This is a genomic window from Polaribacter marinaquae (assembly GCF_038019025.1).
Taxonomy (GTDB): Bacteria; Bacteroidota; Bacteroidia; order Flavobacteriales; family Flavobacteriaceae; genus Polaribacter; species Polaribacter marinaquae.
This window is the reverse complement of record NZ_CP150496.1, coordinates 2,131,533-2,156,504: the sequence shown is the minus strand read 5'-3', so window position 1 is coordinate 2,156,504 and position 24,972 is coordinate 2,131,533. Positions and strand designations below refer to the sequence as shown.

General features: G+C 29.6%; 20 protein-coding genes. 8 read left to right on the top strand and 12 right to left on the bottom strand.

From position 1 onward, the window contains the following. The first annotated feature begins 997 nt into the window (after positions 1 to 997). Together WG950_RS09795 and WG950_RS09790 are read left to right on the top strand one after the other, a co-directional pair. Positions 998 to 1,456: a lipocalin gene (locus WG950_RS09795; protein WP_340932001.1), complete on the top strand. Its 459-nt coding sequence runs from the start codon at positions 998 to 1,000 to the stop codon at positions 1,454 to 1,456. 5 nt (positions 1,457 to 1,461) lie between these two features. Then, a complete protein-coding gene (locus WG950_RS09790; protein ID WP_340932000.1) occupies positions 1,462 to 2,166 on the top strand; it encodes an OmpA family protein in 705 nt (234 codons plus the stop codon). A 51-nt stretch (positions 2,167 to 2,217) separates the two neighbouring features. Here the strand turns inward: WG950_RS09790 and WG950_RS09785 are convergent, their stop codons facing one another. Continuing rightward, complete coding sequence (locus WG950_RS09785) at positions 2,218 to 3,390, bottom strand: DUF3095 domain-containing protein (protein ID WP_340931999.1); 1,173 nt, start codon at positions 3,388 to 3,390, stop codon at positions 2,218 to 2,220. A 94-nt stretch (positions 3,391 to 3,484) separates the two neighbouring features. Between WG950_RS09785 and WG950_RS09780 the strand changes: the two genes are divergently transcribed. From WG950_RS09780 to WG950_RS09755, 6 genes are all read left to right on the top strand, one after another. Next, positions 3,485 to 4,054 (top strand): helix-turn-helix domain-containing protein, encoded by a 570-nt coding sequence (locus WG950_RS09780; protein WP_340931998.1) that lies wholly within the window; start codon positions 3,485 to 3,487, stop codon positions 4,052 to 4,054. Then, positions 4,055 to 4,501: a response regulator gene (locus WG950_RS09775; RefSeq protein WP_340931997.1), complete on the top strand. Its 447-nt coding sequence runs from the start codon at positions 4,055 to 4,057 to the stop codon at positions 4,499 to 4,501. Position 4,502: 1 nt separating this feature from the next. Then, entirely contained in the window at positions 4,503 to 6,290 is a 1,788-nt protein-coding gene (locus WG950_RS09770; RefSeq protein WP_340931994.1) for a CHASE3 domain-containing protein, read from the top strand. Between the two features lie 129 nt (positions 6,291 to 6,419). Continuing rightward, on the top strand, positions 6,420 to 6,962 hold the full coding sequence (locus WG950_RS09765) for a hypothetical protein (RefSeq protein ID WP_340931992.1): 543 nt from the start codon (positions 6,420 to 6,422) through the stop codon (positions 6,960 to 6,962). Continuing rightward, positions 6,963 to 7,115 carry a hypothetical protein gene (locus WG950_RS09760; protein WP_340931990.1) on the top strand — a complete coding sequence of 51 codons (153 nt, stop codon included), beginning with the start codon at positions 6,963 to 6,965 and terminating at the stop codon, positions 7,113 to 7,115. It abuts the gene before it with no gap. A 498-nt stretch (positions 7,116 to 7,613) separates the two neighbouring features. Continuing rightward, positions 7,614 to 8,630, top strand: a complete 1,017-nt coding sequence (locus WG950_RS09755; protein ID WP_079737684.1) for a helix-turn-helix domain-containing protein — start codon at positions 7,614 to 7,616, stop codon at positions 8,628 to 8,630. A 66-nt stretch (positions 8,631 to 8,696) separates the two neighbouring features. On the opposite strand, the gene WG950_RS09750 is transcribed toward WG950_RS09755, so the two are convergent. From WG950_RS09750 to WG950_RS09700, 11 genes are all read right to left on the bottom strand, one after another. Then, positions 8,697 to 10,850 carry a xanthine dehydrogenase family protein molybdopterin-binding subunit gene (locus WG950_RS09750; RefSeq protein ID WP_340931988.1) on the bottom strand — a complete coding sequence of 718 codons (2,154 nt, stop codon included), beginning with the start codon at positions 10,848 to 10,850 and terminating at the stop codon, positions 8,697 to 8,699. A gap of 18 nt (positions 10,851 to 10,868) precedes the next feature. Beyond that, positions 10,869 to 11,330 (bottom strand): (2Fe-2S)-binding protein, encoded by a 462-nt coding sequence (locus tag WG950_RS09745; protein WP_340931987.1) that lies wholly within the window; start codon positions 11,328 to 11,330, stop codon positions 10,869 to 10,871. 209 nt (positions 11,331 to 11,539) lie between these two features. After that, entirely contained in the window at positions 11,540 to 12,832 is a 1,293-nt protein-coding gene (locus WG950_RS09740; protein ID WP_340931985.1) for an alginate export family protein, read from the bottom strand. A 135-nt stretch (positions 12,833 to 12,967) separates the two neighbouring features. Beyond that, the gene (locus WG950_RS09735) at positions 12,968 to 13,786 is read right to left on the bottom strand and encodes an ABC transporter ATP-binding protein (protein WP_340931984.1); all 819 of its coding nucleotides are present in this window, start codon (positions 13,784 to 13,786) and stop codon (positions 12,968 to 12,970) included. An 11-nt stretch (positions 13,787 to 13,797) separates the two neighbouring features. After that, positions 13,798 to 14,643, bottom strand: coding sequence for an ABC transporter ATP-binding protein (locus WG950_RS09730; RefSeq protein ID WP_340931983.1), 846 nt, complete (start codon positions 14,641 to 14,643; stop codon positions 13,798 to 13,800). Positions 14,644 to 14,799: 156 nt separating this feature from the next. Beyond that, the gene (locus WG950_RS09725; RefSeq protein WP_340931982.1) at positions 14,800 to 15,909 is read right to left on the bottom strand and encodes an ABC transporter permease; all 1,110 of its coding nucleotides are present in this window, start codon (positions 15,907 to 15,909) and stop codon (positions 14,800 to 14,802) included. 27 nt (positions 15,910 to 15,936) lie between these two features. Continuing rightward, positions 15,937 to 17,319, bottom strand: coding sequence for a CmpA/NrtA family ABC transporter substrate-binding protein (locus tag WG950_RS09720; protein ID WP_340931981.1), 1,383 nt, complete (start codon positions 17,317 to 17,319; stop codon positions 15,937 to 15,939). A 277-nt stretch (positions 17,320 to 17,596) separates the two neighbouring features. Next, positions 17,597 to 18,343: a Crp/Fnr family transcriptional regulator gene (locus tag WG950_RS09715; protein WP_340931979.1), complete on the bottom strand. Its 747-nt coding sequence runs from the start codon at positions 18,341 to 18,343 to the stop codon at positions 17,597 to 17,599. Then, on the bottom strand, positions 18,344 to 19,777 hold the full coding sequence (locus WG950_RS09710; RefSeq protein WP_340931977.1) for a rubredoxin domain-containing protein: 1,434 nt from the start codon (positions 19,775 to 19,777) through the stop codon (positions 18,344 to 18,346). It lies immediately after the preceding gene. Further along, the gene (locus WG950_RS09705; protein ID WP_340931976.1) at positions 19,774 to 23,295 is read right to left on the bottom strand and encodes a molybdopterin-dependent oxidoreductase; all 3,522 of its coding nucleotides are present in this window, start codon (positions 23,293 to 23,295) and stop codon (positions 19,774 to 19,776) included. Before WG950_RS09705 ends, WG950_RS09710 begins: the two co-directional genes overlap by 4 nt. A gap of 126 nt (positions 23,296 to 23,421) precedes the next feature. Beyond that, complete coding sequence (locus WG950_RS09700) at positions 23,422 to 24,852, bottom strand: NarK family nitrate/nitrite MFS transporter (protein WP_340931974.1); 1,431 nt, start codon at positions 24,850 to 24,852, stop codon at positions 23,422 to 23,424. Positions 24,853 to 24,972: the final 120 nt, after the last annotated feature.

The following is a 24,972-nucleotide window of genomic DNA, read 5'->3' as shown; positions in this document are numbered from 1 at the left end:
GTATTCTAGCATACCTTTATATCGAATAATAGATTTAATTTAAAAAGAAACAAACAACTATGTATTTTTGTTTACCCCTCAATATAACATTGAGATTATACATTTTAAACCGTTAGAAGATTCCCTAGCCTTATAGCTAATTTAAATTATAATCACTTCGAATCGTTAATTCCTTTATTGGTTTTAGCGATTTTTTTTACACAATTAATTTTTAGTTTTTAAAGTTAATCTATAATAAATGGTTATTCATCTAACCTTTACAATTAATTAATAGAAAATATAAAAACTCAAATTTAAAACAGTTGTAAATTTGTAATGCGTTAGCATCCCCCTAATTATGCAAACGCTGTGAAAAAAATCACTTTGTTAATATCCCTATAAATTAACAATGAAAATTAATCGTTAATACCTTGACTGGTTTTAACGATTTTTTTTTGCTGAAAAAATTAAAACCCAAATTATCATCTAATCTACAGTAATTTACCTTTTATCTATACACAATCTTCAATTAATAGAATAAGTACATAAAAATGTGTATTGAGGTTGTAATTTTGCAATCAGTTAGCGCCCCCTAAAATTGCTAACTAGAAAAACTAGTTGTTAAAATCCCTAAAATTAACAATCAAAATTAATCGCTAATACCTTGACTGGTTTTAGCGATTTTTTTTTGCTAGAAACATTAAAACCCTAATTATCATCTAATCTACAGTAATTTACTTTTTATCTATACACAATCTTCAATTAGTAGAATAAGTACATAAAAATGTGTATTGAGGTTGTAAATTTGCAATCAGTTAGCGCCCCCTAAAATTGCTAATCAAAGAAAAATCCCCCAATCTAATTTAATCATGTATATGATTAATTTAATAGTCGTTAAAATCATACTTTCTTGATTTTAACGACTTTTTGCTTTTAAATGAATTCATATTATTTTCTTTTGAGTTAAGCCATCAACCATCATGTTTGTTAATTTGTATCAGAATAAATAAAATATCTCATGAAAAAATTATTAATACTATTATTTATAACCTCTTTGGTTTCTTGCGGAGCATCTAAAACTGTTAGAAGTAAAGAAAAAACCATAAAAGGAAACTGGACTTTAAATAATATTACATACAGCAAAACAGGCGATTATAATGTTACTCTTTTTAACGATGCTACAAAAGAATGTTTAGAAGGAAGTTCTTGGAAATTTGTACCAAATAACAATTCTGGTATTTATACAATAAACAATTCGAGTTGTGAATCAGGTGATAGAGAATTCATTTTTATAATTCAAGAAATTGATGAAACATCAGGTTATTATGACTTTTTATTAAAACCAAAAAATAACGAAAACAATATTGGTTTTAGGTTAGAATTATCTAATCTTTCTGAAACAAAAATGACCTGGAAACAAAACTTAATGGTAAACGGAACTCCGTTTATTATAAACATGAACTTTACAAAACAATAACAATTATGAAAAATATATTGAACAAAATTTCTGCATTTGCAGTAGCAATAGCATTAACAGCAAGTTTAACAAGTTGCGAAGCAACTAAAAATACAAACAACAAACAAAAAGGTGCTGTAATAGGAACCACAACAGGTGCTTTAATTGGTGCCATTATTGGTAATAACGTTGGTAGCGGAAAAAATAGTAAACTAGGAGCTGTAATTGGTGGAGTTGTTGGTGGTGGTGCCGGAATACTAATTGGTAAAAAAATGGATAATCAAGCAAAACAAATTGAAACAGAGATTCCTGGAGCGGAAGTAGAAAGAGTAGATAATGGTATTGTTGTTACTTTTGATGAAAACAGTGGTGTTTATTTTGATACTAACAAAGATGATATCAATGCAAAATCACAAGAAACTTTAAACAAACTATCTAGTGTTTTTGCAGAGTTTCCAGATACAAACATCTTAGTTGTTGGGCACACAGATAGCTCTGGTAGAGACAGCTACAATATGACTTTATCTGAAAAAAGAGCAAAATCTGTAACTAATTATTTAATAGCAAAAGGATTACAAAGAGGTAGATTTACAACACAATGGTTCGGTGAAACGCAACCAAAGTATGATAACACAACTGCAGAAGGTAGAGCCAAAAACAGAAGAGTAAATGTTGCTATTTTACCTAACGAAAAGATGGTAGAAGAAGCTAAAGAAGAAGTAGGACAATAACCTCTGATATTTTATATATAATTAAAAAAAGCCGCTAAAAAGCGGCTTTTTTTATGAATAAACTTTATAACTATTTATTTTTTTCTTTAACTCTTTAGACGCGGTTGTATAACCGCCTTCTGTACCATCTACAAAGTGAATATGTTTTTCATCTCTATCTTCTATATAACAAGACATTATAGAGGCGTATGTAGCATGAATTCCGTAAATTATTTTTTGCTGAGATTCTAATGAATCCAACAAAAGCCTCAACTTACTAATTTGTTTTTCTGTACCAGAAAAAACAGTGTTTATAGAACCATCTAACATAATCGTATCAGATAATTGAGAAACCTTATATAAATACGCTTTGCCATCCTTAAAAAACCTAAAATAATATTTACCAAAGTTTGTAATTAACCAGTTTTTTATAAGATAACTTAAATCAAACTTACCCAAACGAGCATACATTTCCGTTTTAATTTTATCAAAAGATGTATTTAAAGCTAGTTTTAAAGTTGTTATTGGTGTTCTTTCAGATAGACTTCCAAAAATATAATCTATCTCATCCATAATCGTTGTGTAAACTTCTGCTTGTTTTTCTTCGTTATTACACATAACAAGTAAGCAGATTACCTTTTTTTCTTCGCTATTGGGCTTAATTTCATTCCAACGACACTCCATACCTTCTAAATCAATAGAAATATCATCAATTTTATCATCAATATTTTCTATAAACTGCTCTTTAATTAGGTTTTCTGCAAGTTTTAAACCGTTACCAATAATTACCGGAGTTACTAAAAAAGAGTTTAATTTTAATTTAGCGATTCTTAAAGTAGCGCCAGTTGCATAAATGTCTTCTACACGCATTTGCCCTACTCTTAGTTTTAAATTAAAGTTTTTTTCTACGTGATCACTATAATTTTCTAAAGCTGTATAAACAGGTTCTAGAATTTCTTTTGCAACAATAAAAGTTGCGCCGTCACCTCCAAAAAAATATGGAATCGTAATTTTTTTATTGATCTTCTTAATTTTATTTAAAACAGTAATTATACTACCTGTAGCAACTAAATTAACATCGTTATGACCTCCGTTTTTTATCGCTTTTGTAGAATTTACAATATCTGTTACTATAACTACCCAATTGCTTGGTACAGCATTAAATAAATTTTCATTTTTAAGAAGTTCTCTAATAGGAATATTATTGTAACTTAATTTTTTGTAAAACCCTGTGTTGTTAATCATTATCTATAAATTATATCAATACAATTTCTTTTTTAAATGTCTAAATAAAATAATTGTAATATATCTATTATATTAGCAAAATAACACGCTACACATGAAAATATTTATAAAATTTGATTTTACTGCAGTTTGTAATAAACTTATTGAAGAAAAGTTAAATGAATTAGATGTTAAACATAAAGTTCTAGGTTTTGGTGAAATAGAGTTTTTAGAAAAAATTACAGAAGACCAACTATCGCAATTAAACGATAGTTTACAAGAATATGGTAGTGAAGTTATTGAAAACCAAAAAAGTATTTTAGTTCAAAAAATAAAAGATACTATTACAGATATGGTTTTTAATGATGATGAAAATATAAATGTTAAAAGTTCTGTGTATTTATCAGAAAAACTAGATCATAGTTACGGGTATTTGTCTAATTTATTTTCTGAAGTTACCTACACATCCATAGAAAACTTTATCATACTACAAAAAATTGAATACACAAAGCAATTAATTATCAATACAGATTTAAAAATTACCGATATTGCGTATAAATTAAATTACTCTAGTGTAGCACATTTAAGTACGCAATTTAAAAATACAACAGGTATAACACCTTCTGCTTTTCAAAGAATAATAACAAAGAGAAGAGAGCTAAATAACCCTAAAAAACAAGAATAAATGCAACATAAAGATGTTTTTATAATTTTAGCAGATGATGATGAAGACGACAGACTTTTCTTTGAAGATGCTTTTGACGAGTTAAAAATTAACACAAAAGTAAGCACTTTTAAAGACGGTTTAGAGTTAATGAACTACTTGAACCAAGAAGATAGTATTCTGCCAAAAATACTTTTTTTAGATTTAAACATGCCAAAAAAATCGGGTATAGAGTGTTTAACAGAAATTAAAAAAGTAGATAGACTTAAAGATATTGCTATTGTAATTTATTCTACTTCTGCATCAGAAGAAGACATAGAAAACACCTTTGTTTTAGGTGCTAACGTTTACATTAAAAAACCAAACGACTTTAAAAAATTAAAGAAAGTGCTTTCTAATGTAGTCACTATGAATTGGCAATATCAAACAAGTGGCCTTAACAAAGACAACTTTTTATTAAGATTATAAAGTGAATATAAAATCGATATTTAAATCTACACGTTTCTTAAAGATTACCTTTGGTATAAGTCTTTTTGTAATACTATGCATGGGTGGTTTGGCATACAAACACCTGCAAACATTAATTAAATCTTTTGATTTAGTAGAGCATACGTATGAAGTAAATATCGAATTAGAACAAATACTTTCTTACCTAAAAGATAGCGAAACTGGCCAAAGAGGTTATTTAATTTCTGAAGATACTCGGTTTTTAGAATCATTTTTTTCTGGTAGAGAAAAAACAAATAACAGTTTTGCGCGTTTAAAAGAATTAACAAAAAAAGATGAAAGACAACAACAAAAACTTAGAGATTTAACAATATTAATTGATAAAAACTTAAATTATTTTGATGAGACTTTTAAGTTTTCTAAAAACGATAATTTAGATTCTAAAGAGTTTGATGCACTACTTCTTGCAGGTAAAAAAACCATGGACAACATTCGATTAGAAATTAATCAAATGATTACCCATAACAACAATCTTTTAAGAATTAGAAAATTAGATAACGAAAGAAGTATAACAAATACACCGATTATTATTTATTCGGTTTTAATAATTGCCCTTCTTTTACTACTTTTTACGTATTCGAAAATTAATAATGATATTAAAAATTTACAAACCAAAAACCTTCAGTTAGAAATTTTTAAAGAATCTACAAATCAATCAGAAATTGTTAGTAAACATGGTACTTGGAACTGGTTTATAGAAGAAAATAAATTTAGTTATTCTGATAATTTATACAGATTATTAGGTGAGCAACCTCAGTCTTTTGAACCTACCTTAGAAAATTTTATGCAATTTGTACATCCAGAGGATGTAGATAAATTGAAAAAACAAGTCGAAAAAATGATACAAACAGAAGATTTGCCATTCATTTACTATAGAATTGTTCAAAAAAATGGCAGCATAAGACACTTTAAAGCTTATGGTAAAGTGCTTACAGATAACGAAGAGAATAGAAGACTTATTGGTACAACTGCAGATATTACCGATGAGATAGAAAATTATAGATTACTAGAAGAAAGAAATTTCGAGTTAGAAAGAAACAATAAAGAATTATCTTCTTTTAATCATGTTGCAAGTCATGATTTACAAGAACCTCTTCGAAAAATACAGACTTTTATTTCTAGATTAGAAGAAAAAGAAGCTTCTAATTTATCTGAAAGAGGAAATTTATATTTAGAAAGAATAAAAACCTCTTCTACAAGAATGCGTTTATTAATAGACGATTTATTACAATTTTCTAGAACTAATAAATCTGAAGAAGTTTTTGAAGAAACTAACATGAATATCATTCTTGAGAATGCAAAACAAGAATTGGCAGAAACTATTTTAGAAAAAGATGCCATTATTACATCAGAAACAATACCTACATTAACAGTTATACCTTTTCAATTACAACAATTATTCATCAATTTAATTGGTAACTCATTAAAATACAGCAAAAAGGAAGTTTCACCAAATATTAAAATTTCCTATAATAAAGTTGATGCTAGCGATGTAAAAAAAATAAAGAACACCAAGTTTAATTTTTATCATAAAATTACTTTTGAAGACAATGGTATAGGTTTTGATGAAGAATACGCAGAAAAAATATTTGTGCTTTTTAGTAGGCTTCATAATAAAAACGAATATTCTGGTACAGGAATTGGTTTATCTATTTGTAAAAAAATTGTAGAAAATCATCAAGGATATATTTTTGCTACTGGTAAGCCAAATATTGGTTCAATTTTCGAAGTTTATCTTCCTTTTAACTAAAAAACACCCTCGTTTTCTCTAGCTATACCTACAATTTATGGAAATTGTATAAATTCTCTTATTAATTCTGTAACAAAAAATCCTATCATTTTTTCGACCTTTGTATTCCAATAACAAAAGTGAGAATAAATGAAACGTACTAAAAAAATACTAGCTAGTCTTCTTTTTACTGCATTTCTATTTTTGATGTTTTCTTGTGATAAAAAAACCACTACAAAAGAAAAAGAAGACAAAATATTAAGCAGTCAAACAGACGCTAAATTATTAGTAGAAGCTACAAAAAACTACATTTATATAATTAATTATAACAATTACATAAAAGAAAAAGACTCAGTTACCCCAAAAACAAAACAGATTTTAAACTCTATAAATAAAGGAGTTAAAGAACGTTTAGGCTCTATTAAAGACATTTCTAGAAAAGAAATGATTTTAATACCTAATGTAAATGATGTATTGTTTTTAGAAAAAAAACCATTTGTTGTAAATAAAAAAGAATCTAACGAGAAAGCTTATTTGTTAACCTTAAATAAAATTATAGATAAGCAAGTTGCGGTAATGAGTGATTTTGCAAAAATAACTAACAACGAATCTATGAATGTACTCGCAAATGAATCTGAGTATTTCTTAGAAGAGAAAAAAGAAAATATAGAGAATCTTTTAAATGAAGAGTAAATGAAAAACTTTCTATACATCACATTTATTTTAATAATTATAGCATGGGCTGTAAGTTATTTTGTACTTGCAATAGAAAGTCCGTTAATTCATTTATTACTCTTAGCATCTTTTATTCTAGGTATAATTTGGTACAAAATTAAAGACTCATAAAACTTATATTAAAAGCTTTAAAGTAAAATTACTTTAAAGCTTTTTTTTGTTTTTAATCTAAAAATTTCATCTTCAAAACTTAACCTAATTTATTTAGAAAAAAATTTCATCTCAATAATTTATTCACTTCTTCTACTTCACTATTTTTAATAAAAATTAAATTATCATTACAGATTTTAGTTTATAATTTTGAATTGATATAAACTCTTAAATAGTAAATTATACTACAAATTTCTTCTTGTAAAAAATTATCAGAAATAATTATATAATTACAGTTTGTTGTTACATAATTTCAGTAAAAAATTATTTAATTACTTGAAAATCAACTTATTAATACCAAAAAATAGAAATCATATAACAAAAAAAAAAAATCGTGTAACGAAAAAACTTGAGTTCGGTTGTTACTTTGCAGTATAATTTTAAATAAAGAATTTATACTTCCTTATTTAATTTTAAGATCAAATAAAATTAGTAACAATCAAAAAAACTCAACCAATTATGATTACTGTAAATTCAAAATTAAGAGGCTTAAATTTATTCTTTAACAAATTACAAAAGAAGATTGGGGGAACGTTAAAAGTGACTTCTAATGAGCAATTTCTTAAAATTAATAACAACATAGGTAAAGGTACTATTAGATCTATTAATTTAGACGGTGGTATTAGTTTATTAGAATTTAATATTACACCTAAAGAAGACCTTAAAATAGCTGTAGATGCTAAAGCAGGTACACATATTAACTTTGTATACTGTTCTAAAGGTAAGATTTCTCATTCTTTCGAAAATAACGCAACTAAAAACACCGTAGAAACTTTTCAAACAAGTATAGTTTCTAATATTGTATCAGAAGAAAACACAATTACACTTTATAAAGGTATAGAAACTAGTTCTACCATTATATCTGTAAATACTGCGGATGATAATAGCCAACAAACAGACATTAATAATCTTTTAAAAGACGCTTTTATTGCAGGTAAAACGAAAGATTATATATACTTAGGTTCTTATAATCTTAAAATTGCAGAACATATTAAGCAATTAAAATCTATTGAAAACAAAGGAGTTGTTAGAGCTTTATTAACTAAAGGTATTGTAAACTTAATTTTAGGTTTAGAAATCGAACAACACAAAAAAGACATAAATAGTAATGCTAATTCTAACGGTTCTTTAACTCAGAACGAAATGGAGCTGATTAAGGAATTAACAGATTATGTAAACAACTATCCAGATTTAGATCATAAAATAAATGTTTTAACAAGAAAAATTGGTTTAACTGCAGCTAAAATTCAAGAAGGATTTAAGTTAATGCACGGTTTAACTGTATGTGAATACATTAGATCTGTACGTTTAAAAAAATCTGAAGAATTAATTATAAATACTGATTTAAGTATTTCTGAAATTGTATACAGTTTAGGTTTTTCTAGTAGAAGTTATTTCTCTAAAAGATTCAGAGAAAAATATAACTGTTCTCCTAGAGATTATAAAAAGAAAAACAAGTTAGCTATGACAGCATAATATATTTGAATTTGAATTAATGATAAAAACCTCAAGAATAAAATCTTGAGGTTTTTTTTATTTTAATTAACTAAGAATTTTACTCTTTTCAAATTCATTAATAAATGGTTGTGAATATAATCTTTTACTTAAAGCAGTATTAATTGCATTTGCAACAGCACCACCTGCTGGCGGTAAACCGGGTTCTCCTAAACCTGTAGGAGATTTATTACTATCAACAAAAAAGACATCTACCTTTGGGGTTTCATTCATTCTTATCAATCTGTAAGAATCGAAGTTTTTAGATTGAGGAACTCCTTCTTTAAATGAAAAACCAGCATACATTGCATGTCCAATTCCATCTAAAACACCACCTTCAACCTGGTTTCTAGCACCAGTAGGGTTTACAACTATACCGCAATCTACAGCAACCGTAACCTTTTTTACTACCGGATAACCCTCAACTAATTCTATATCTGCCACCTCTGCAACATGTGTATTATGACTATAATACGCAGAAAAACCTTGGTAAACACCATTTTTAGCATTTCCCCAATTCGATTTTGTTCTTACAAGTTTAATGGTTTCTTCCATTCTTTCACCAGAATATTCGATACGTTTATCCGTAGTATTTTTTACATTTTGTAATAAATCTAAACGCAACTGAATTGGATCTATATTTAATTCTGATGCCAATTCATCAAAAAAACTTTGCTCTGCAAAAGCTAAGAAATTTGTATAAGGCGCTCTCCAAGCACCGGTTGTGATATTACTTTTATAATTACCACTTTCTACTTTATAATTTGGAATGCAACCTGCAGGAAAAAAGTTAGGAATTAAACCATACATATTTCCATTTACTGCCGCTTCTTTTAAATGATAACCAGTTACTTTACCGTCTTTTAAAGCTGCTTTAATTCTATATTTAATTGCTGGCCTATAAGTACCCGCAGTCATATCATCTTCTCTAGAAAAAACAACTTTTACAGGTTTTTTAGCTAAACTAGAAATTTCTGCTGCTTCTAAAGCAAAATCTCCGTATAAACGTCTACCAAAACCACCACCCATACGAGTCATTTCGCATAAAATATCTTCTTCTTTTCTATTTAAAAGTTTAGAAACTCTATTAACCGTCCATTGTGGTGTTTGTATAGGACCAACCAAATGCACTTTTTCTGGAGTAACATTTGCATAAAAATTCATCGGTTCTAAACAATTATGTGGTAAAAAAGGTGAATGATAAGTTTTCTCTACAACTTTATCTGCAGCACTAAAAGCCTTTTTTACATTGCCATCTTCTCTTCTAACATCTAAACCTTTACCATCTAAAATTTTGGTTAATAATTTATCATGTTCTTCTGTAGATTCTGCTTTAGAATCTGTTTTCCAATTAGCATTTATTGCTTTTTTACCTTTCATTGCAGCCCAAGTAGAACTTGCTAAAACTGCAATTTTATCTTCGAATTTTATAATCTCTTTTACACCAGAAACATTTTTAGCCTTAGAATCATCAAAAGAAACTAATTTTTGCCCAAATGCTGGTGGTCTTAAAACAGCAGCAATCATCATGTTTTCTGCTTTGTAATCCAATCCAAATAAAGGTTTACCTGTTATAATTTTATCAATATCTACATTAACAATTTCTTGCCCAATAATTGTAAAATCTTTGGGGTCTTTTAACACAACATTTTCTGGCACTTCTAATAGAGCTGCCTCTTTTACAACATCACCATAAGTTAGTTTTTCCCCTGAAGTATTTGTAATAATTCCCTTAGATGCTTTTAAAGAACTTGCATCTACTTGCCATTTTGCAGCAGCAGCATTTACCAACATTTGTTTTGCTGTTGCACCAGTTTGTCTTAACGCATCCCAACCTTGTCTAATAGATTGGCTTCCGCCGGCTACTTGCCTTGTATAATTTTTTGTATCTAAAATACCTTGTGCAACATTTACTTTATCCCAATCAACATCTAACTCTTCTGCTATAATCATTGGCATAGAAGTTTTTACCCCTTGACCGATTTCTGGATTCGGAGAAAAAATAGTTACATAACCTTCATCAGAAATTTTTATAAATGCGTTAAAATCGTTAAAATTTAAACTTGCTATATCTACTGGCATTTTAGCTTCTGGCTTACATGCTGTAAGTAAATTAAAACCAATTAACATACCGCCACTTGCCAATGCAGAGGTTTTTAGAAAGTTTCTTCTACTAAAATTATCTTTTTTGTGTAGTTTCATTTTTATAAATTTTAGTGATTATTGCATTTTTTCTGAAGCAACTTTTACTGCTTTTTCTATTCTATTATAAGAAGCACATCTACAAATATTACCATGCATCGCTTCTCTTATTTCTTTTTCTGATGGATTTTTATTTTCTGATAAAAAAGCAGAAGCTGTCATTATTTGTCCTGCTTGACAGTAACCACATTGTGGTACATCAATCTCTTTCCAAGCCTCTTGTACAGGATGTTTACCGTCTTTAGATAAACCTTCTATTGTAGTAATTTTTGTATCATCTAAAATAGAAACTTGCATTTGGCAACTTCTTGTTGCAACACCATCTATGTGAACTGTACAAGCACCACATTGTGCAATACCACAGCCAAATTTTGTGCCTACTAAATTTAACTCATCTCGTAAAACCCAAAGTAAAGGCGTATCATCATCTGCAGTAACAGTAACATTTTTTCCGTTAACATTTAAATTGTAGTTTGGCATAGAAAGTAGATTTAAAATTATGGAGTGAAGTTACAAAAAATTGAGAATATAGAATTTTCTATTCTTAGGCGTATTTTATCCTAATTACGTTTTTCAAACTAAATTTATACCGTATTTTTTTTGAATACTCTAAAGAATTAATATCGCAAAAAAAAATCTCTTTTTAAAGGGATTTTTTAAGTTTATAAATAACATTTACTAGTTAAGTATTATTTACCTGTTATAAATTTTGGTTTTATGACTAACATTAACCACGCCCAATTTTGAGTGTTTGAAGCATTACTTTCTGTAATACCTTTTAACTCATACATACCATCAGATGCAAACATTTGAGAGTACCCTGCAACTAATGAAAACCCGTTAAATTTTTTCTTGTAGACTAAATCTATTTCAGTTCCTAAAGATTTCTCTCCGCTTGCCAAAGCCTGTTCTCCACTAAAATTTAAAACTTTCGCCATTAAACTTGAAGATTTATTCAATTTAATGTTTGCACTTGCATGAATGTCTATTAAACCAATAGTATTTATATGATTGGCAACATAAAAATAATCCATAAAACCATTAAACTTATGATTTGTACCAAAAGTTGGTAAAAAGGCTTCCGTTTTATCTGATGTAGTAGCATCATCACCACTAATTAATTCTATACCTGCACCAAAACTAACTTTATCTGTAGCCTTGTAATTTGCATCTAAACCTAAAAGATAAGCGCCTCCAACATCTGTACTTCCATTAAAAAATGTACCCGTTTGCAGAAAAGCATTACCTGCTAAACCAAATTTACCTTTCTTATAATTTAAATGAGTACCCGCTGTAATTAAGCTATTTACACCATCTGCATTTCCATTTAAATCATAATTTTGATGCCCATAATTTACTAGTAAAAGACTTGCATTAAATCCTTCCCAAGTTTTCTTTGCATACAAATGTTGCATAGATTTGTATTGAAATGGGTTGTTTGCAGGGTATGCTGTACCTACGTTTTGAAAACCAAATAATGGCCCTCCGGCGCCATCTAAATCTTGATTGAAAGCCAAACCTAAATCTAACATAAAGTTTTCTGTTCTATATTGAAACATCGCTAAATCGTGATTTCTACCTTGTTGTGCCCAATCTAGACCACCAAAAAAACGCTGATCGTCATAAGATAGTACCTGTCGTCCTAATTTAATGCCTGAATTATCTGTAAGTTTTAAACTTGCCCAAGCTTCAAAAACAGCAAAAGAATTGTTAGAATCTACAGGTATTATTTGCGGATTCTCTCCCCAAACTAAAAGATCTTGGATGCTCAAATAAACTTTAAAAGCTTCTGTTTGATAACCAGCATTTAACCTTAGTCTTGTATTGGTTGCAAAACCTGCATTTGCAGCATCTAGTATTAAAGACTGGTAACCGTTTCTGTATTCTGTTCTTGGTCTAAATTGCCCATCTAGAGTAAATTGTGCTGTTGCGAATTGAAAACACGCTAACATCAGTCCTAAAATTAAGTAATGTTTTTTCATGTTGTTTAGTTTTTATTTTCTGTGATTTGTTGAATTATTATGTTTAATTTTTACCTGTTTACGTCTAAGGAATATGAAATTGCAACGTTTCATAATCCTAAGTTTTAAGTTCTAAAGATTTTTTATTTTGTTTATTTAGTGTTCTAAAAAGTCGATTAAATGTTTTCGATATGTATAGTAATTATCATGTTCTAGTACCGATTTTCTTGTTCTTGGTCTTTTAAAATCAATATCTAAAACATCGCCAATCTTTGCTCTTGGCCCGCTAGTCATCATTACTACTCTATCGGCTAAAAATATTGCTTCATCAACATCATGAGTAATCATTACCGCTGTAATTTTTTCTTTGTTCCAGATTTCAATCAAGATATCTTGTAATTCTCCTCTTGTTAAAGAGTCTAACATTCCAAAAGGTTCATCTAGCAATAATACTTTTGGTTTTATGGCAAAAGCTCTTGCAATTCCCACACGTTGTTGCATCCCTTGAGATAATTCTGATGCTTTTTTATGAAACGCATCTTCTAAACCTACTTTTTGCAGATAATATTTGGCAATATCTGTTCTTTGTGCTTTGGTTCCGTGCGGAAAAACCTGCTTTACACCTAATAATACATTTTGTAAAGAAGTCATCCAAGGCATTAAACTTGGCGCTTGAAAAATAACACCTCTATCTGGGCCAGGACCTTTAATTGGTTTTCCTAAAACAGCTATATCTCCACTAGAAATAGGGTTTAAACCAGCAATCATAGATAACATTGTTGTTTTTCCACAACCAGAATGCCCAATAATAGTAACAAATTCTTCTTTCATTATTTGAAGATTTAGGTGTTCTAAAACCACATAATCTCCTTTTGGAGTTGGATATACTTTTTTTAAATCTTTTAAATCTAACATTACATTAGATGTATTTGTGATGTTTTTTTTATCCTCTTTTAAAATTATTTGTGCGCTCATCTTTTGTTATTTTAAGAATAAGAAACAAAACTTTTTGGCTCTAATTCTGGTAATATAATTTGTTGCTTTGCTTCTGCTTTTCGAGCATCACCAATATCCATTAGATATTCAATAATTGCATTTCTAGTTTTTTTAAAACTTTCACTATCATTCATTGCAGTTTTATCTCTCGGACGTTCTAAATCAATCTTAAACTCTGGTCCTAAAGTTGCATTTGGTCCAGGATGTAAGGGAATAATTCTATCTGCCATATAAATTCCCTCATCAACATCATTGGTAATTAGTAAAGCTGTACGTTTGTCTTTTTCCCAAATTTTTAAGATTTGATCTTGTAAATTACCTCTAGTTAAAGCATCTAAAGCCCCAAGAGGTTCATCCATAATAATCATATCTGGTTTCATAGCTAAAGCTCTAGCAACTGCTACTCTTTGACGCATTCCGCCTGATAATTCTTTTGGTAATTTGTTAATAGCTGGCGTTAAACTTACCATCTCTATATAATATGCAGCTTTACGTTTCCAGACTGATTTATCTCGTTTTGGGAACGCCGCTTTTACAGCCATTATTACGTTTTGCTCTACTGTTAACCAAGGCAATAACGAGTAATTTTGAAAGATTACACCTCTTTCGTGACTTGTACCTTTTACCGGTTCTCCTTTAAATAAAAGAGATCCACTTGTTGGTTCTAGCAAACCATTTATTAAGTTTACCAACGTTGTTTTTCCGCTTCCGGTAAAACCAACAATAGCAACAAATTCTCCTTCTTCTATCTTTAGATTTATGTTAGACAATACCTGTGTTTCATTGTCTCCTTTACCGTAAGATTTATAAATATTTTTAAGCTCTAAATATGCCATTTCTTTAAATTTTATTTGGGCGTTACCTAAAAGGTCGGGCTTTACGCTATATCTTTTTTATTTGTTCTCGAAACTTTTTGTTCATACTTCACAAAAAACTCGAACTAGCATAAAAAAGGATGCCGCTTCAATCCCTAACGCAATAGTTAAATCGATTTATATGGCATCTTGTTTATCAAAAGACACCCAATTTTGTATGGTTAACATTAATCTATCTAACAGAAAACCAATAATACCAATTGCAAACATGGCAACAATAATTTTGGCATTAGAGTCGTTTGCTCCATTTTGAAATTCTTCCCAAACAAACAAACCTAAACCAGGACTTTGAGCCAATAATTCAATCGCAATTAAAACCATCCAAGCAACTGATAATGTTATCTTTAAACCTGTAAATATTAGTGGTAAAGAAGAGGGTAACACCACTTTAAATATTTTTTGAAACGTACCTAATTTTAAAACTTTTGCAACATTTATATAATCTTTATCAACTGTAGAAACACCCATTGCCGTATTTACTAAAGTTGCCCACATAGAACACAAACCAACACTAATAAATGAAATGGTAAATGAACTATCTTCTGTAGAACCTATTAATACAGTTTTTACAATCATAAAAACTAATAAATACCAAACTACCGGAGATACTGGTTTAAAAATTTGAATAAACCAATTAAATGCACTTTTTAATGTCGAACTTAAACCTATTAAAATACCCAAAGGAACAGCAATTAATAATGCTAAAAAGAAACCTGCAAAAACTGTTTGTAAACTTCTAAATATTTGATCTACAAAAGAAGGTCTACCCGTATACACAATGGCATCTTTACCCGCAGCAATTCTTGTTTTATTTAGAGCTGCAGTTTTTTCTATAAAGGCTGCTTTATCTGCACTAATAATATTATGATCTCTTAACAAAGATTGAAAAGATTCCCAAACCTGTGCAGGAGATGGTAATGTATTGGGTTGGCAACTAGATTCACCAGAAGCAATACAAGCTGTTAATGCGTCTGCAGCTACTTGACCTTGATCTTCTAATGCTTTTTCGATTTTAAATTCGGCCTCGATACTAAATAATGTTTTGGCACCAATATGCCAAATCAAAATAAATAAAAATATAGAAGCAAGTGGCACTATTACTTTACGCAGAAACTTCTTTAGGTCTTCTTTTTCTAAATTTCCTGTAAATAAATTTCTTAAAGTCGTAAAAAAACCAAAACCTAAAAAGTGAGATACTTTTCCTAATGTTAAACTACTTGCTTTCATAATTTCTTATTTAATAATTTATGAGAATTACTTTTTGTCTTTATTTCCTATTTTAAAACTGTTGATGTATCCAATAGGATCCTTAGCATCATATGTTGTACCATCTATAAAGTCTGCTGTTGCTGGCTTGTAACCATCTGTTGCTGGAATATCTGTTGCTGGAATATTACCTTCTTCTACTAAAAGTGTTGCTGCTTTTTTCCAGATATCTGGTCTGTAAATATCTTTTATAGTTGATGTGTACCAGTCTGCAGATTTAGCATCAGGAATTTGTCCCCATCTTCTCATTTGCGTTAAAAACCAAATTCCATCAGAATAAAAAGGATAGGTTGCATTGTATTTATAGAATACATTAAAGTCTTCCATTTCTCTTTTATCACCTTTTTCAAACTCGAAAGTACCTGTCATAGAATTTGCTAAAACAGCTTCTGGTGCACCAACATATTGAGACATTGATAAAATTTTTACAGCTTCCTTTCTGTTTTCTGGTTTATCTAACCATTTACCTGCTCTAATTAATGCTTTAGTTACTGCAATAGCTGTATTTGGATTTTCTTTTACAAATTTCTCTGTCATAACAAATACTTTCTCTGGGTTATTTTTCCAGATATCATAGTTTGTTACCACAGGAACACCAATTCCTTTAAATACAGCTTGCTGATTCCATGGTTCACCTACACAATATCCATAAATTGTACCTGCTTCTAATGTTGCTGGCATTTGTGGTGGTGGCGTTACAGATAGTAAAACCTCTGCATCAATTTGTCCTTGTACATTTTCTTTGGTGTACATTCCTGGGTGAATTCCAGCTGCAGCTAACCAATATCTAATTTCGTAATTGTGTGTAGATACAGGAAATACCATTCCCATTTTAAATGCTTTTCCAGAGTTTTTGTATTCTGTAATAACTGGTTTTAAAGCATCTGCTTTAATTGGATGAATTGGTTTTCCAGCACCATCTTTTGGTACATTTGGTTTCATTTTAGACCAAACATCATTAGAAACTGTAATTCCATTTCCGTTTAAATCCATAGAAAAAGGAGTTACTAATTTTGCTTGACGCCCAAAACCTGCACCTGCAGCAATTGGTTGACCTGCTAACATATGAGAACCATCTAATTGACCATCAATAACTCTATCTAAAACGTTTTTCCAGTTAGATTGTGCTTCTACAGAAACAAACAAACCTTCATCTTCAAAAAACCCTTTTTCTTTTGCAATCGCCAGAGGTGCCATATCTGTTAACTTGATAAACCCAAATGTTAATTGTGGTTTTTCAATATTTAATTGTTTTGTTTTTGATGTTGTTTGAACAGCTGTTGTTGCTTTTTTAGTTTCTTTACCACCACAAGCAACTAATAAAAGTGCTGTAGATAAAACTAAAGTTGATTTTTTAATTAGCGATTTCATTTTGTTAGATTTTAATAAATTAAGTATTAATACTTATTTTTTTAACAAATATATAAGTAGTATTCTTATAGAATTATGAAATAAAACATGTTAAAACATTTTTTTACCACATATTTAATCCTGTTATTTCGCAGTTTAAAATCACAAATAGTTAATAAACAATAACTTAAAAACAAAACACAAGTACTTATCTATACGTAATTTTAGATTTTTAATAGAAAAAGCCTTTTAAGATTTTAAACTTAAAAGGCTTTTATTAAAAATAATTAATTCTTATTTACAAATCTAAATAGTAGTTATGTTCACTAATTTCATTTTTAAGCGATTGTAGGTTATTTATGGCTATTTTTTTACCTTTTGTAATAATTAATCTCTCTTTTTTTAGAGCTGAAAATACACGTATTACTTGCTCTTCTGTTGTACCAGCATAATCTGCATATTCTTTTCTACTAAGAGGTAGATTTAGAAAACCTCTTAAATCACCAAATTTTCTATATATGTATAAAAGAGAATCTATAACTCGTTCTCTAACTGTCATTTGTGATATCGACTTAACTTTGTTTTCGCTTCTATTTAGTTCATTGGCATAAAACAACATCATCTCGTAAGAAAACTTGGGGTTTTCTAGTAAAATTTTCTGTAAATATTCTTTAGAAAAATAATAGAGTTCTGTGTCTTGAATAGCAATAGCTCCAATAGAATAATATTCTTGTGTGCCAAAACCACGATGACCAATAATTTCGCAAGATTTAGCAAATCGCACTATTTGTTCTCGGCCATTTATACCTGTTCTAAATACTTTTACAGTACCTTTTTTTATAAAAAACAAGCCATTTACAGGTGCTCCTTCAATAATAAATTGTTGACTTCTTTTGCATTTTATAATGGTGCTTTGAGAAGTATTATTGTCTAAAAATGTTTCGTTTATTTTATGAATTAAGCAATTTTTACTATTACATAAATTGCAAACCCTTGCATTTGTATTATTTTGTGGTGCATTGATATGTGAATTAAAGGCAATCATTTAGTTTTTTTCTAATACTCTTTTTTCAAAACTAGTTTTTGGAGCTTCACAAAGTGAACAAAGGTAACTTTCTGGTAAATTTTGAAATGGGGTATTTTTAGGAATATTCTGAGTAACGTCTCCATAAACTTTATTATAAACTGTAAAACAATCTTTGCATTGATGTACTTCTTCAACTAAAACTTCTTTTTTTACAATAGCTCTTTTTTCTTCTTCTTTTTCTGATCCTAATTGATCAAAATACAATTGACTCAACTCCATCAATAACCCCGGTAACTCTACCTTATCTACATCTTGTACATGGGTAATATATGCTCTAGTATTTGGGTCGAAGTTTTTTGCATACAATAAATTATAAGTATCTCTTGTTTGAAAATTACCTATTAATTCTGGTTGTTTATTTTTTTCGATTACGATAGAGGTAAAATAGTAAGATGATTTGTTGTAATCTGTAATTCCAAATGTTAATCCGTAGGTACTAATATCATTTTGATCAAAATTAGCAACCAAGTATTTTTTAAGGTTTAATGCTTCTTTGTTAGCTACTGGTAAATGCCAGTTTAACTCTAACATAGAGTGACGTACATTAATACCTCTTTTGCCAAGAAATTTTTCCCAAACTAATTTAGATTCTCTTGGTATGCCTTTAACAATAAAAGATTTCCAGGGTGTGATAGATATTTTACCAATTTTATTATCAAGACACAACTCGCACATTTCCTTTAAAAAAGAAACATCATATTTATTATTTCTCCAATATAAACCCAACCAATATTTATCCAATCCTATTTTATTCATTCCTTCGAAATAAGGAAAAGGATAAAATGGAACATCTAAAGGTTTATCTACCGTTCTATTATTAGTATCTACAGCATCTGTAACTAATTCAAAAATGGTATCAATATCTTCTGGTTCTTCTTTTAGCAAACTTTCTATTGCAGCTTCAATCTTAAACAAATCCCAACTATAAACTAAAGCAGGGTACATTTTTGTAACACTCCATTCTGGCAATCTAATATACAAATACCAATAATCTTCATGATCTGAAGCTATAAAGTTAATATGACCAGTAAATAACGGAACCAGTCTTTGTTTTGGATCTGTAATGTTAATTTTTAATGTTGATTTCTCTTTAAATTGTTCTAATATATAAAGATAACGATCTCCTGTTAACCAAGATGTAGAAGGAAAAATATCTGCACAAACGTAAGAAGAGACCATATTTTCGACTCCTATCTCATCAAACTCTACAATTTGTAACTTATCAAACTTAAGTAAATCTTCTGGTTGTACTTTTTTAGGCAATAAAATATCTTGTCTAGAACCAAATGAAATCGTTTTACACCCTAAACTTTCTACAGATTCACATATATATTTTAGTTCTCCAGGAGTTAGTACTCCTCCTTTAACAATAACTCTGTTTAATTGTTTCATATGCTTACTTTTGAGTTATTTAAGATTTCTCTTATTTCTGTCTTACAGCTTCCACAACCTAAGCCTGCACCTGTTTTATTACACAATTCTGTAAAGTTTACACAACCTTTTGTTATAGCAGTTTCTAGGTTTCCAGAACCCACTTGGCTACAAGAACATACAAGTTTACCTAAAACGGGTTCTGCATTAGAAGAACCTCTTAATAATACATCTCGTTTGTCTGACAGTTCGATTTTACTTTCTATCATTGTTTTAAACTCTGCAAACTCATTCTTATCACCCATTAAAACTGCACCAATTAGCAAATCATCTTTTACAATACATTTTTTATAATAACGTTTAGAAATATCAGTAAAAATAATTTCTTCGTAACTGTTATCATTTTCTGGAACGGTAATATTACCAATGCTACATAGGTTTAAGTCGTTAAATTTTAAAATATTCATTAACACAGATCCTTTATAAGATTCGCTAATATCCCCAGCAATAAAATTTGCTAAAATTCCGGCTTGTTCTTCAGCTGCCGATGTAATTCCAAATAACTGGTTTTTAAATTCTGCAATTTCTCCGATAGCAAAAATATCTGGATGAGAAGATTGTAGATGTTGATTTACCTTAACACCTCTACCACAAAGAATGCCACCGCTTTTTGCTATTTCTATATTTGGTCTTGTACCAATAGCATACACAATTGCGTTTGCTGTAATGTATTTTCCGCTTTTAAGGTTGATATTTAATTCACCTGTTTCTTCATCATCAAAAACAGTACTTACCTCGTTATCAAAATAAATTTGGATTCCTCTTTCTTGCACATCTAGTGATAATAGTTTACTAGAAATTTTATCTAATTGGCGCTCCATTAATCTAGAAGCTCTTTGAACAATGGTAATTTTTACATTTTTGTGTTTCATAGCTGCTGCTAATTCTAAGCCTAACAAACCACCACCAACAATAACTACATGTTGTTCTTCTGGCGGTAGACCTGTGTCTTCTAAGTATTTCTTAAAATTATCTGCATCTATCTTGTTACGCATTGTAAAACGTCCGGGTAATTCTATTTGAACATCTTTTGGTATAAAAGCTCTACTTCCTGTAGCTAAAATTAATTTATCGAACGTATGTTTTTTACCTTCAGAATCTGTAACAATTTTGTTATTCTTATCGATATTATTTATTAGTGTTTTTGGATGTAAATGAACGTTTAACTCAGATAATTCTGCATTTTTTATTTTTAATAATTGTTCCCAAGATAATTCTTCTGTTACATATTCTGGCAATAAAACACGGTTGTAAAACAAGTTAGATTCCATAGAAAAAACATGAATTTCGTCTACGTCATTATAATCTCGATAATTTTGTAAAAAGCGAAATGCAGCGGCACCTGCACCCGCAATTATAATTTTTTCTTTAGGTTTTTTATATTTAGATACAGCAACTGTTGTGAATTTAAAATCGGGCTCTTTAGATATTGGATCTAAATGCGTGTTGGTTAAATTGTTTGCTCTATTTAAATTACTTTGCAAAACTTTACCCCAATGCATTGGTAAAAAAACAACACCTTCTTTAATTACATCTGTAACTTTTGCACGAACCCTTACAACACCGTTTGCACTTTTAATTTCAGTAATATCACCATCTTTTATGTTATTTAAATAAGCATCTACAGGATTTATTTCTAAAACTGGTTTTGGATAATGTGTTTTTAAACGAGATACTTTTCCTGTTTTTGTCATGGTATGCCACTGATCTCTAATACGACCAGTAGTTAAGATTAAAGGAAATTCATCTGAAGTTTCTATTGCTGTATTTTGTATTGATGAAGGCACATTAAAAATGGCTTTTTGAGAAGGTGTATAAAATTTCTTATCTTCAAAAAGGCGAGGAGTTCCTTTACTTCTGTATTTATTTACTGGCCATTGAAAAGTTCCTTCTAACTTTAATCTCTCGTAATTTAAAAATGAAACGTCAATTTTAGTGCCTTTAGTCATAGCAGTATATTCATCATAAATTTCTTCTGTGCTATTATAATTAAAACCCCTAAACCCCATTCTTTGTGCAAAATCACAAAAAATTTCTACATCTGGTCTTGCTTCTCCTGGCGCATCTATTTCTTTTGGCAAATAAGATATTCTACGTTCAGAATTGGTCATAGTTCCTTCTTTTTCTAACCAACCAGCTGCAGGTAAAACTAAATCTGCATAAGCTACAGTATCAGATTTATTTGATATTTCTTGCACGACTACAAACTTAGATTTTGCCATCGCTTTCTCAATTCTATGAGAATTTGGTAAACTTACTAACGGATTTGTACAAGCTATCCAAATTGCTTTTAATTTACCACTTTCTAAAGCATCAAACATTTCTGTGGCTGTTAGCCCTGGTTTAGCAGATATTTTATCAACACCCCAAAACTGAGCAACTTCTGCTCTATGTTCTTCATTATTTAAATCTTTGTGAACAGCCAATAAATTTGCCATTCCACCAACTTCACGACCACCCATTGCGTTAGGTTGCCCTGTTAATGAAAAAGGCCCTGAACCTGGTTTACCAACATGCCCTGTAATTAAAGATAAATTTAGCAGAGAAGTATTTTTATCTGTACCTATTACACTTTGATTTAAACCCATTGCCCACATACTTATAAAACCCTTTGAAAGCCCTATAATTTCTGCTGCTTTTTCGATATCGTCTTCTAGAACCCCACATATTTTAGAAGCTTTTTTAAGACTCGTTTCTAAAATAACTTTCTTATAATCTTGAAAACCTTGAGTGTAATTTTTAATAAAATCCTCATCAATTAAACCCCTTTTATATAGACGCCTTCCAATGGCATTATATAAAACGATATCGGTTCCTGGTTTTAATTGTAAATGTAAATCTGCAAAGTTTGCTGTATCTGTTTTCCTTGGATCTATTACAATAATTTTTACATTCGGATTTTTCTCTTTATGCTGCTCTATCCTTCTAAATAAAATTGGGTGACACCAAGCAGGATTTGCTCCTGTAATTAAAAAACAATCTGCCAACTCGATATCTGCATAAGAAATAGGCACACTATCTTCGCCAAATGTTTTCTTATAGCCAACAACAGCAGAACTCATACATAAACGTGAGTTTGTATCTATATTATTTGTACCTAAAAATCCTTTTGTAAGCTTATTTGCAATGTAATATTCTTCTGTTAAACTCTGGCCAGAAACATAGAATGCAACAGAGTCTGGACCGTGCTTTTTTATGACAGATTTAAAAACGCTTGCAGCCCTATCTAATGCATCATTCCATGAAACACGTTCTTTTGGATGAGATCGAGACCAACGCATTTCTGGATATAAAATTCTATCTGAAGTATCATTGGCTACATAATGCAAGTTCATTCCTTTAGAACATAACATTCCTTTATTAACCGGATGTTCTTTATCTCCTTCAACAAAAATCTTGTTATTAATATCCTTTTTTACAACAATTCCACATCCTACTCCGCAGTATGAACAAGTTGTTTTTATTTCTTTTTTCATCATTTTAGACCAAGATTTTATACTAAATACGACATTAAAACTCTAGAAACCTAAGATTGATTTTATTATTCTGATTTTCTTAAAAAAGAATATCTTGAATTTATAAATCAATAAAAAAGAGTATAAATTTTAACTTTTTACATTTATAGGAATTAACTGAGGTATTATTTCTTCTGTATATTTTTTACTTTCTAGCTGTTCTTCTTCTTTAGAAAATTTAATAGATAATGCAACCAAACCTGTTAAAACAACAATAACACCAATTATTAAATAACCACTTGAAACTGCACTAGATGAAGCGATTGATTGCGCGTTCTTTATAACCTCTGCACCCAAACCTTCGTTAGCCGTAATTGCAGCTTTTTCTGCAAATGAAGATTTGGTTTTTAATAATATTGCAGCTAAAAATGCGCCTACATTTCCACCAGCACCCACAATACCAGACACAGCACCAATAGCTTTTTTGTTTATAAACGGCACTACAGAAAAGGTTGCTCCTTCTGCCATTTGAACACTTAAACTAAACATTATTAAAAAAACAACACCTACTATTAAGCTTGTTGCTCCAGAAAAAGAAATTAGCACAATTCCTTGAAGTGTTAAAATAAACGACAAAAACAAAACACGACCTCTTAAACCTCTTAGTTTCCCGAATTTATCTCCAAAAAAACCTCCTAATGTTCTGGCAAAAATATTCATCAAAGCAAATGAAAGCACTAAATTACCAGCAGTTACTCTTTCTAATTGAAAAGTATTTTGCAAATAATCATCCATAGTACCATAAACCGTTAATTCTATACCAAAACTAGCAGCATAAACTATAAATAAAATCCAAACTCTGTAATCTTTTAAAACTTCTAAAAAACCTATTTGATCTTTTTTAGTTACCACCATTTCTCCAGCAGCTTTTAAATCGCTATAGTTTCCTTTAGGAGTATCTTTTGTGAAAAAGAAATAAATAATACCCATACAAAAACAAATAACACCAGCAATTATCATAGAATACCTCCAAGCTTCTGCTTCTGCAACACCAAGGCTTACAACCGCTGCTGCTATTAAAGGCATTCCTAGTCTGTTTGCTCCTCCTCCTAAATTACCCCAACCTGCAGAAGTAGCATTTGCTGTACCAACAATATTTGGCGCAAACATTAAAGATGTATGCACTTGTGTAATTACAAAAGATGCACCAATAAAACCTATAAATAACCTACAAATTAAAAACTGTGTTGGTGTTTGTACTAATCCGCAAAGAACTACAGGAATAGCACCCAACATTAATAAGTATGTATAGCAATATCTAGGACCGTATTTATCACATAACTTACCAATTAGTAAACGTGCAAAAACAGTTCCTGAAACTGCCAAAATAATTGAATTCCATTTTTGATCTGGAGTTAAGCCTAAGTCTTTAACAACATCTGGCATAAAAGGCACAATGCCAAACCATGCAAAAAAGCACATAAAAAATGATATGGAAGTAATCCAAAATGTTCTAGTAGAAACATTTTTAAAATCTAATAAACTTAATTTTGTTGATTTTTCTTGTGCTAAAATTGGCATGATACATATATTTACCTCACAAAACTAAGTATAAATACTTAATTTTAATGATAATTATACGTATATTTTAATTATTAGTAATTTAATAATTACACAAGAATGATTTTAAGAAAAATGTAA

Excerpts from the sequence above, each read along its gene's own strand:
- WG950_RS09795 (WP_340932001.1), top strand. The coding sequence starts at position 998 with ATGAAAAAATTATTAATACTATTATTTATAACCTCTTTGGTTTCTTGC.
- WG950_RS09790 (WP_340932000.1), top strand. The coding sequence starts at position 1,462 with ATGAAAAATATATTGAACAAAATTTCTGCATTTGCAGTAGCAATAGCA.
- WG950_RS09785 (WP_340931999.1), bottom strand. The coding sequence starts at position 3,390 with ATGATTAACAACACAGGGTTTTACAAAAAATTAAGTTACAATAATATT.
- WG950_RS09780 (WP_340931998.1), top strand. The coding sequence starts at position 3,485 with ATGAAAATATTTATAAAATTTGATTTTACTGCAGTTTGTAATAAACTT.
- WG950_RS09775 (WP_340931997.1), top strand. The coding sequence starts at position 4,055 with ATGCAACATAAAGATGTTTTTATAATTTTAGCAGATGATGATGAAGAC.
- WG950_RS09765 (WP_340931992.1), top strand. The coding sequence starts at position 6,420 with ATGAAACGTACTAAAAAAATACTAGCTAGTCTTCTTTTTACTGCATTT.
- WG950_RS09760 (WP_340931990.1), top strand. The coding sequence starts at position 6,963 with ATGAAAAACTTTCTATACATCACATTTATTTTAATAATTATAGCATGG.
- WG950_RS09755 (WP_079737684.1), top strand. The coding sequence starts at position 7,614 with ATGATTACTGTAAATTCAAAATTAAGAGGCTTAAATTTATTCTTTAAC.
- WG950_RS09750 (WP_340931988.1), bottom strand. The coding sequence starts at position 10,850 with ATGAAACTACACAAAAAAGATAATTTTAGTAGAAGAAACTTTCTAAAA.
- WG950_RS09745 (WP_340931987.1), bottom strand. The coding sequence starts at position 11,330 with ATGCCAAACTACAATTTAAATGTTAACGGAAAAAATGTTACTGTTACT.
- WG950_RS09740 (WP_340931985.1), bottom strand. The coding sequence starts at position 12,832 with ATGAAAAAACATTACTTAATTTTAGGACTGATGTTAGCGTGTTTTCAA.
- WG950_RS09735 (WP_340931984.1), bottom strand. The coding sequence starts at position 13,786 with ATGAGCGCACAAATAATTTTAAAAGAGGATAAAAAAAACATCACAAAT.
- WG950_RS09730 (WP_340931983.1), bottom strand. The coding sequence starts at position 14,643 with ATGGCATATTTAGAGCTTAAAAATATTTATAAATCTTACGGTAAAGGA.
- WG950_RS09725 (WP_340931982.1), bottom strand. The coding sequence starts at position 15,909 with ATGAAAGCAAGTAGTTTAACATTAGGAAAAGTATCTCACTTTTTAGGT.
- WG950_RS09720 (WP_340931981.1), bottom strand. The coding sequence starts at position 17,319 with ATGAAATCGCTAATTAAAAAATCAACTTTAGTTTTATCTACAGCACTT.
- WG950_RS09715 (WP_340931979.1), bottom strand. The coding sequence starts at position 18,343 with ATGATTGCCTTTAATTCACATATCAATGCACCACAAAATAATACAAAT.
- WG950_RS09710 (WP_340931977.1), bottom strand. The coding sequence starts at position 19,777 with ATGAAACAATTAAACAGAGTTATTGTTAAAGGAGGAGTACTAACTCCT.
- WG950_RS09705 (WP_340931976.1), bottom strand. The coding sequence starts at position 23,295 with ATGATGAAAAAAGAAATAAAAACAACTTGTTCATACTGCGGAGTAGGA.
- WG950_RS09700 (WP_340931974.1), bottom strand. The coding sequence starts at position 24,852 with ATGCCAATTTTAGCACAAGAAAAATCAACAAAATTAAGTTTATTAGAT.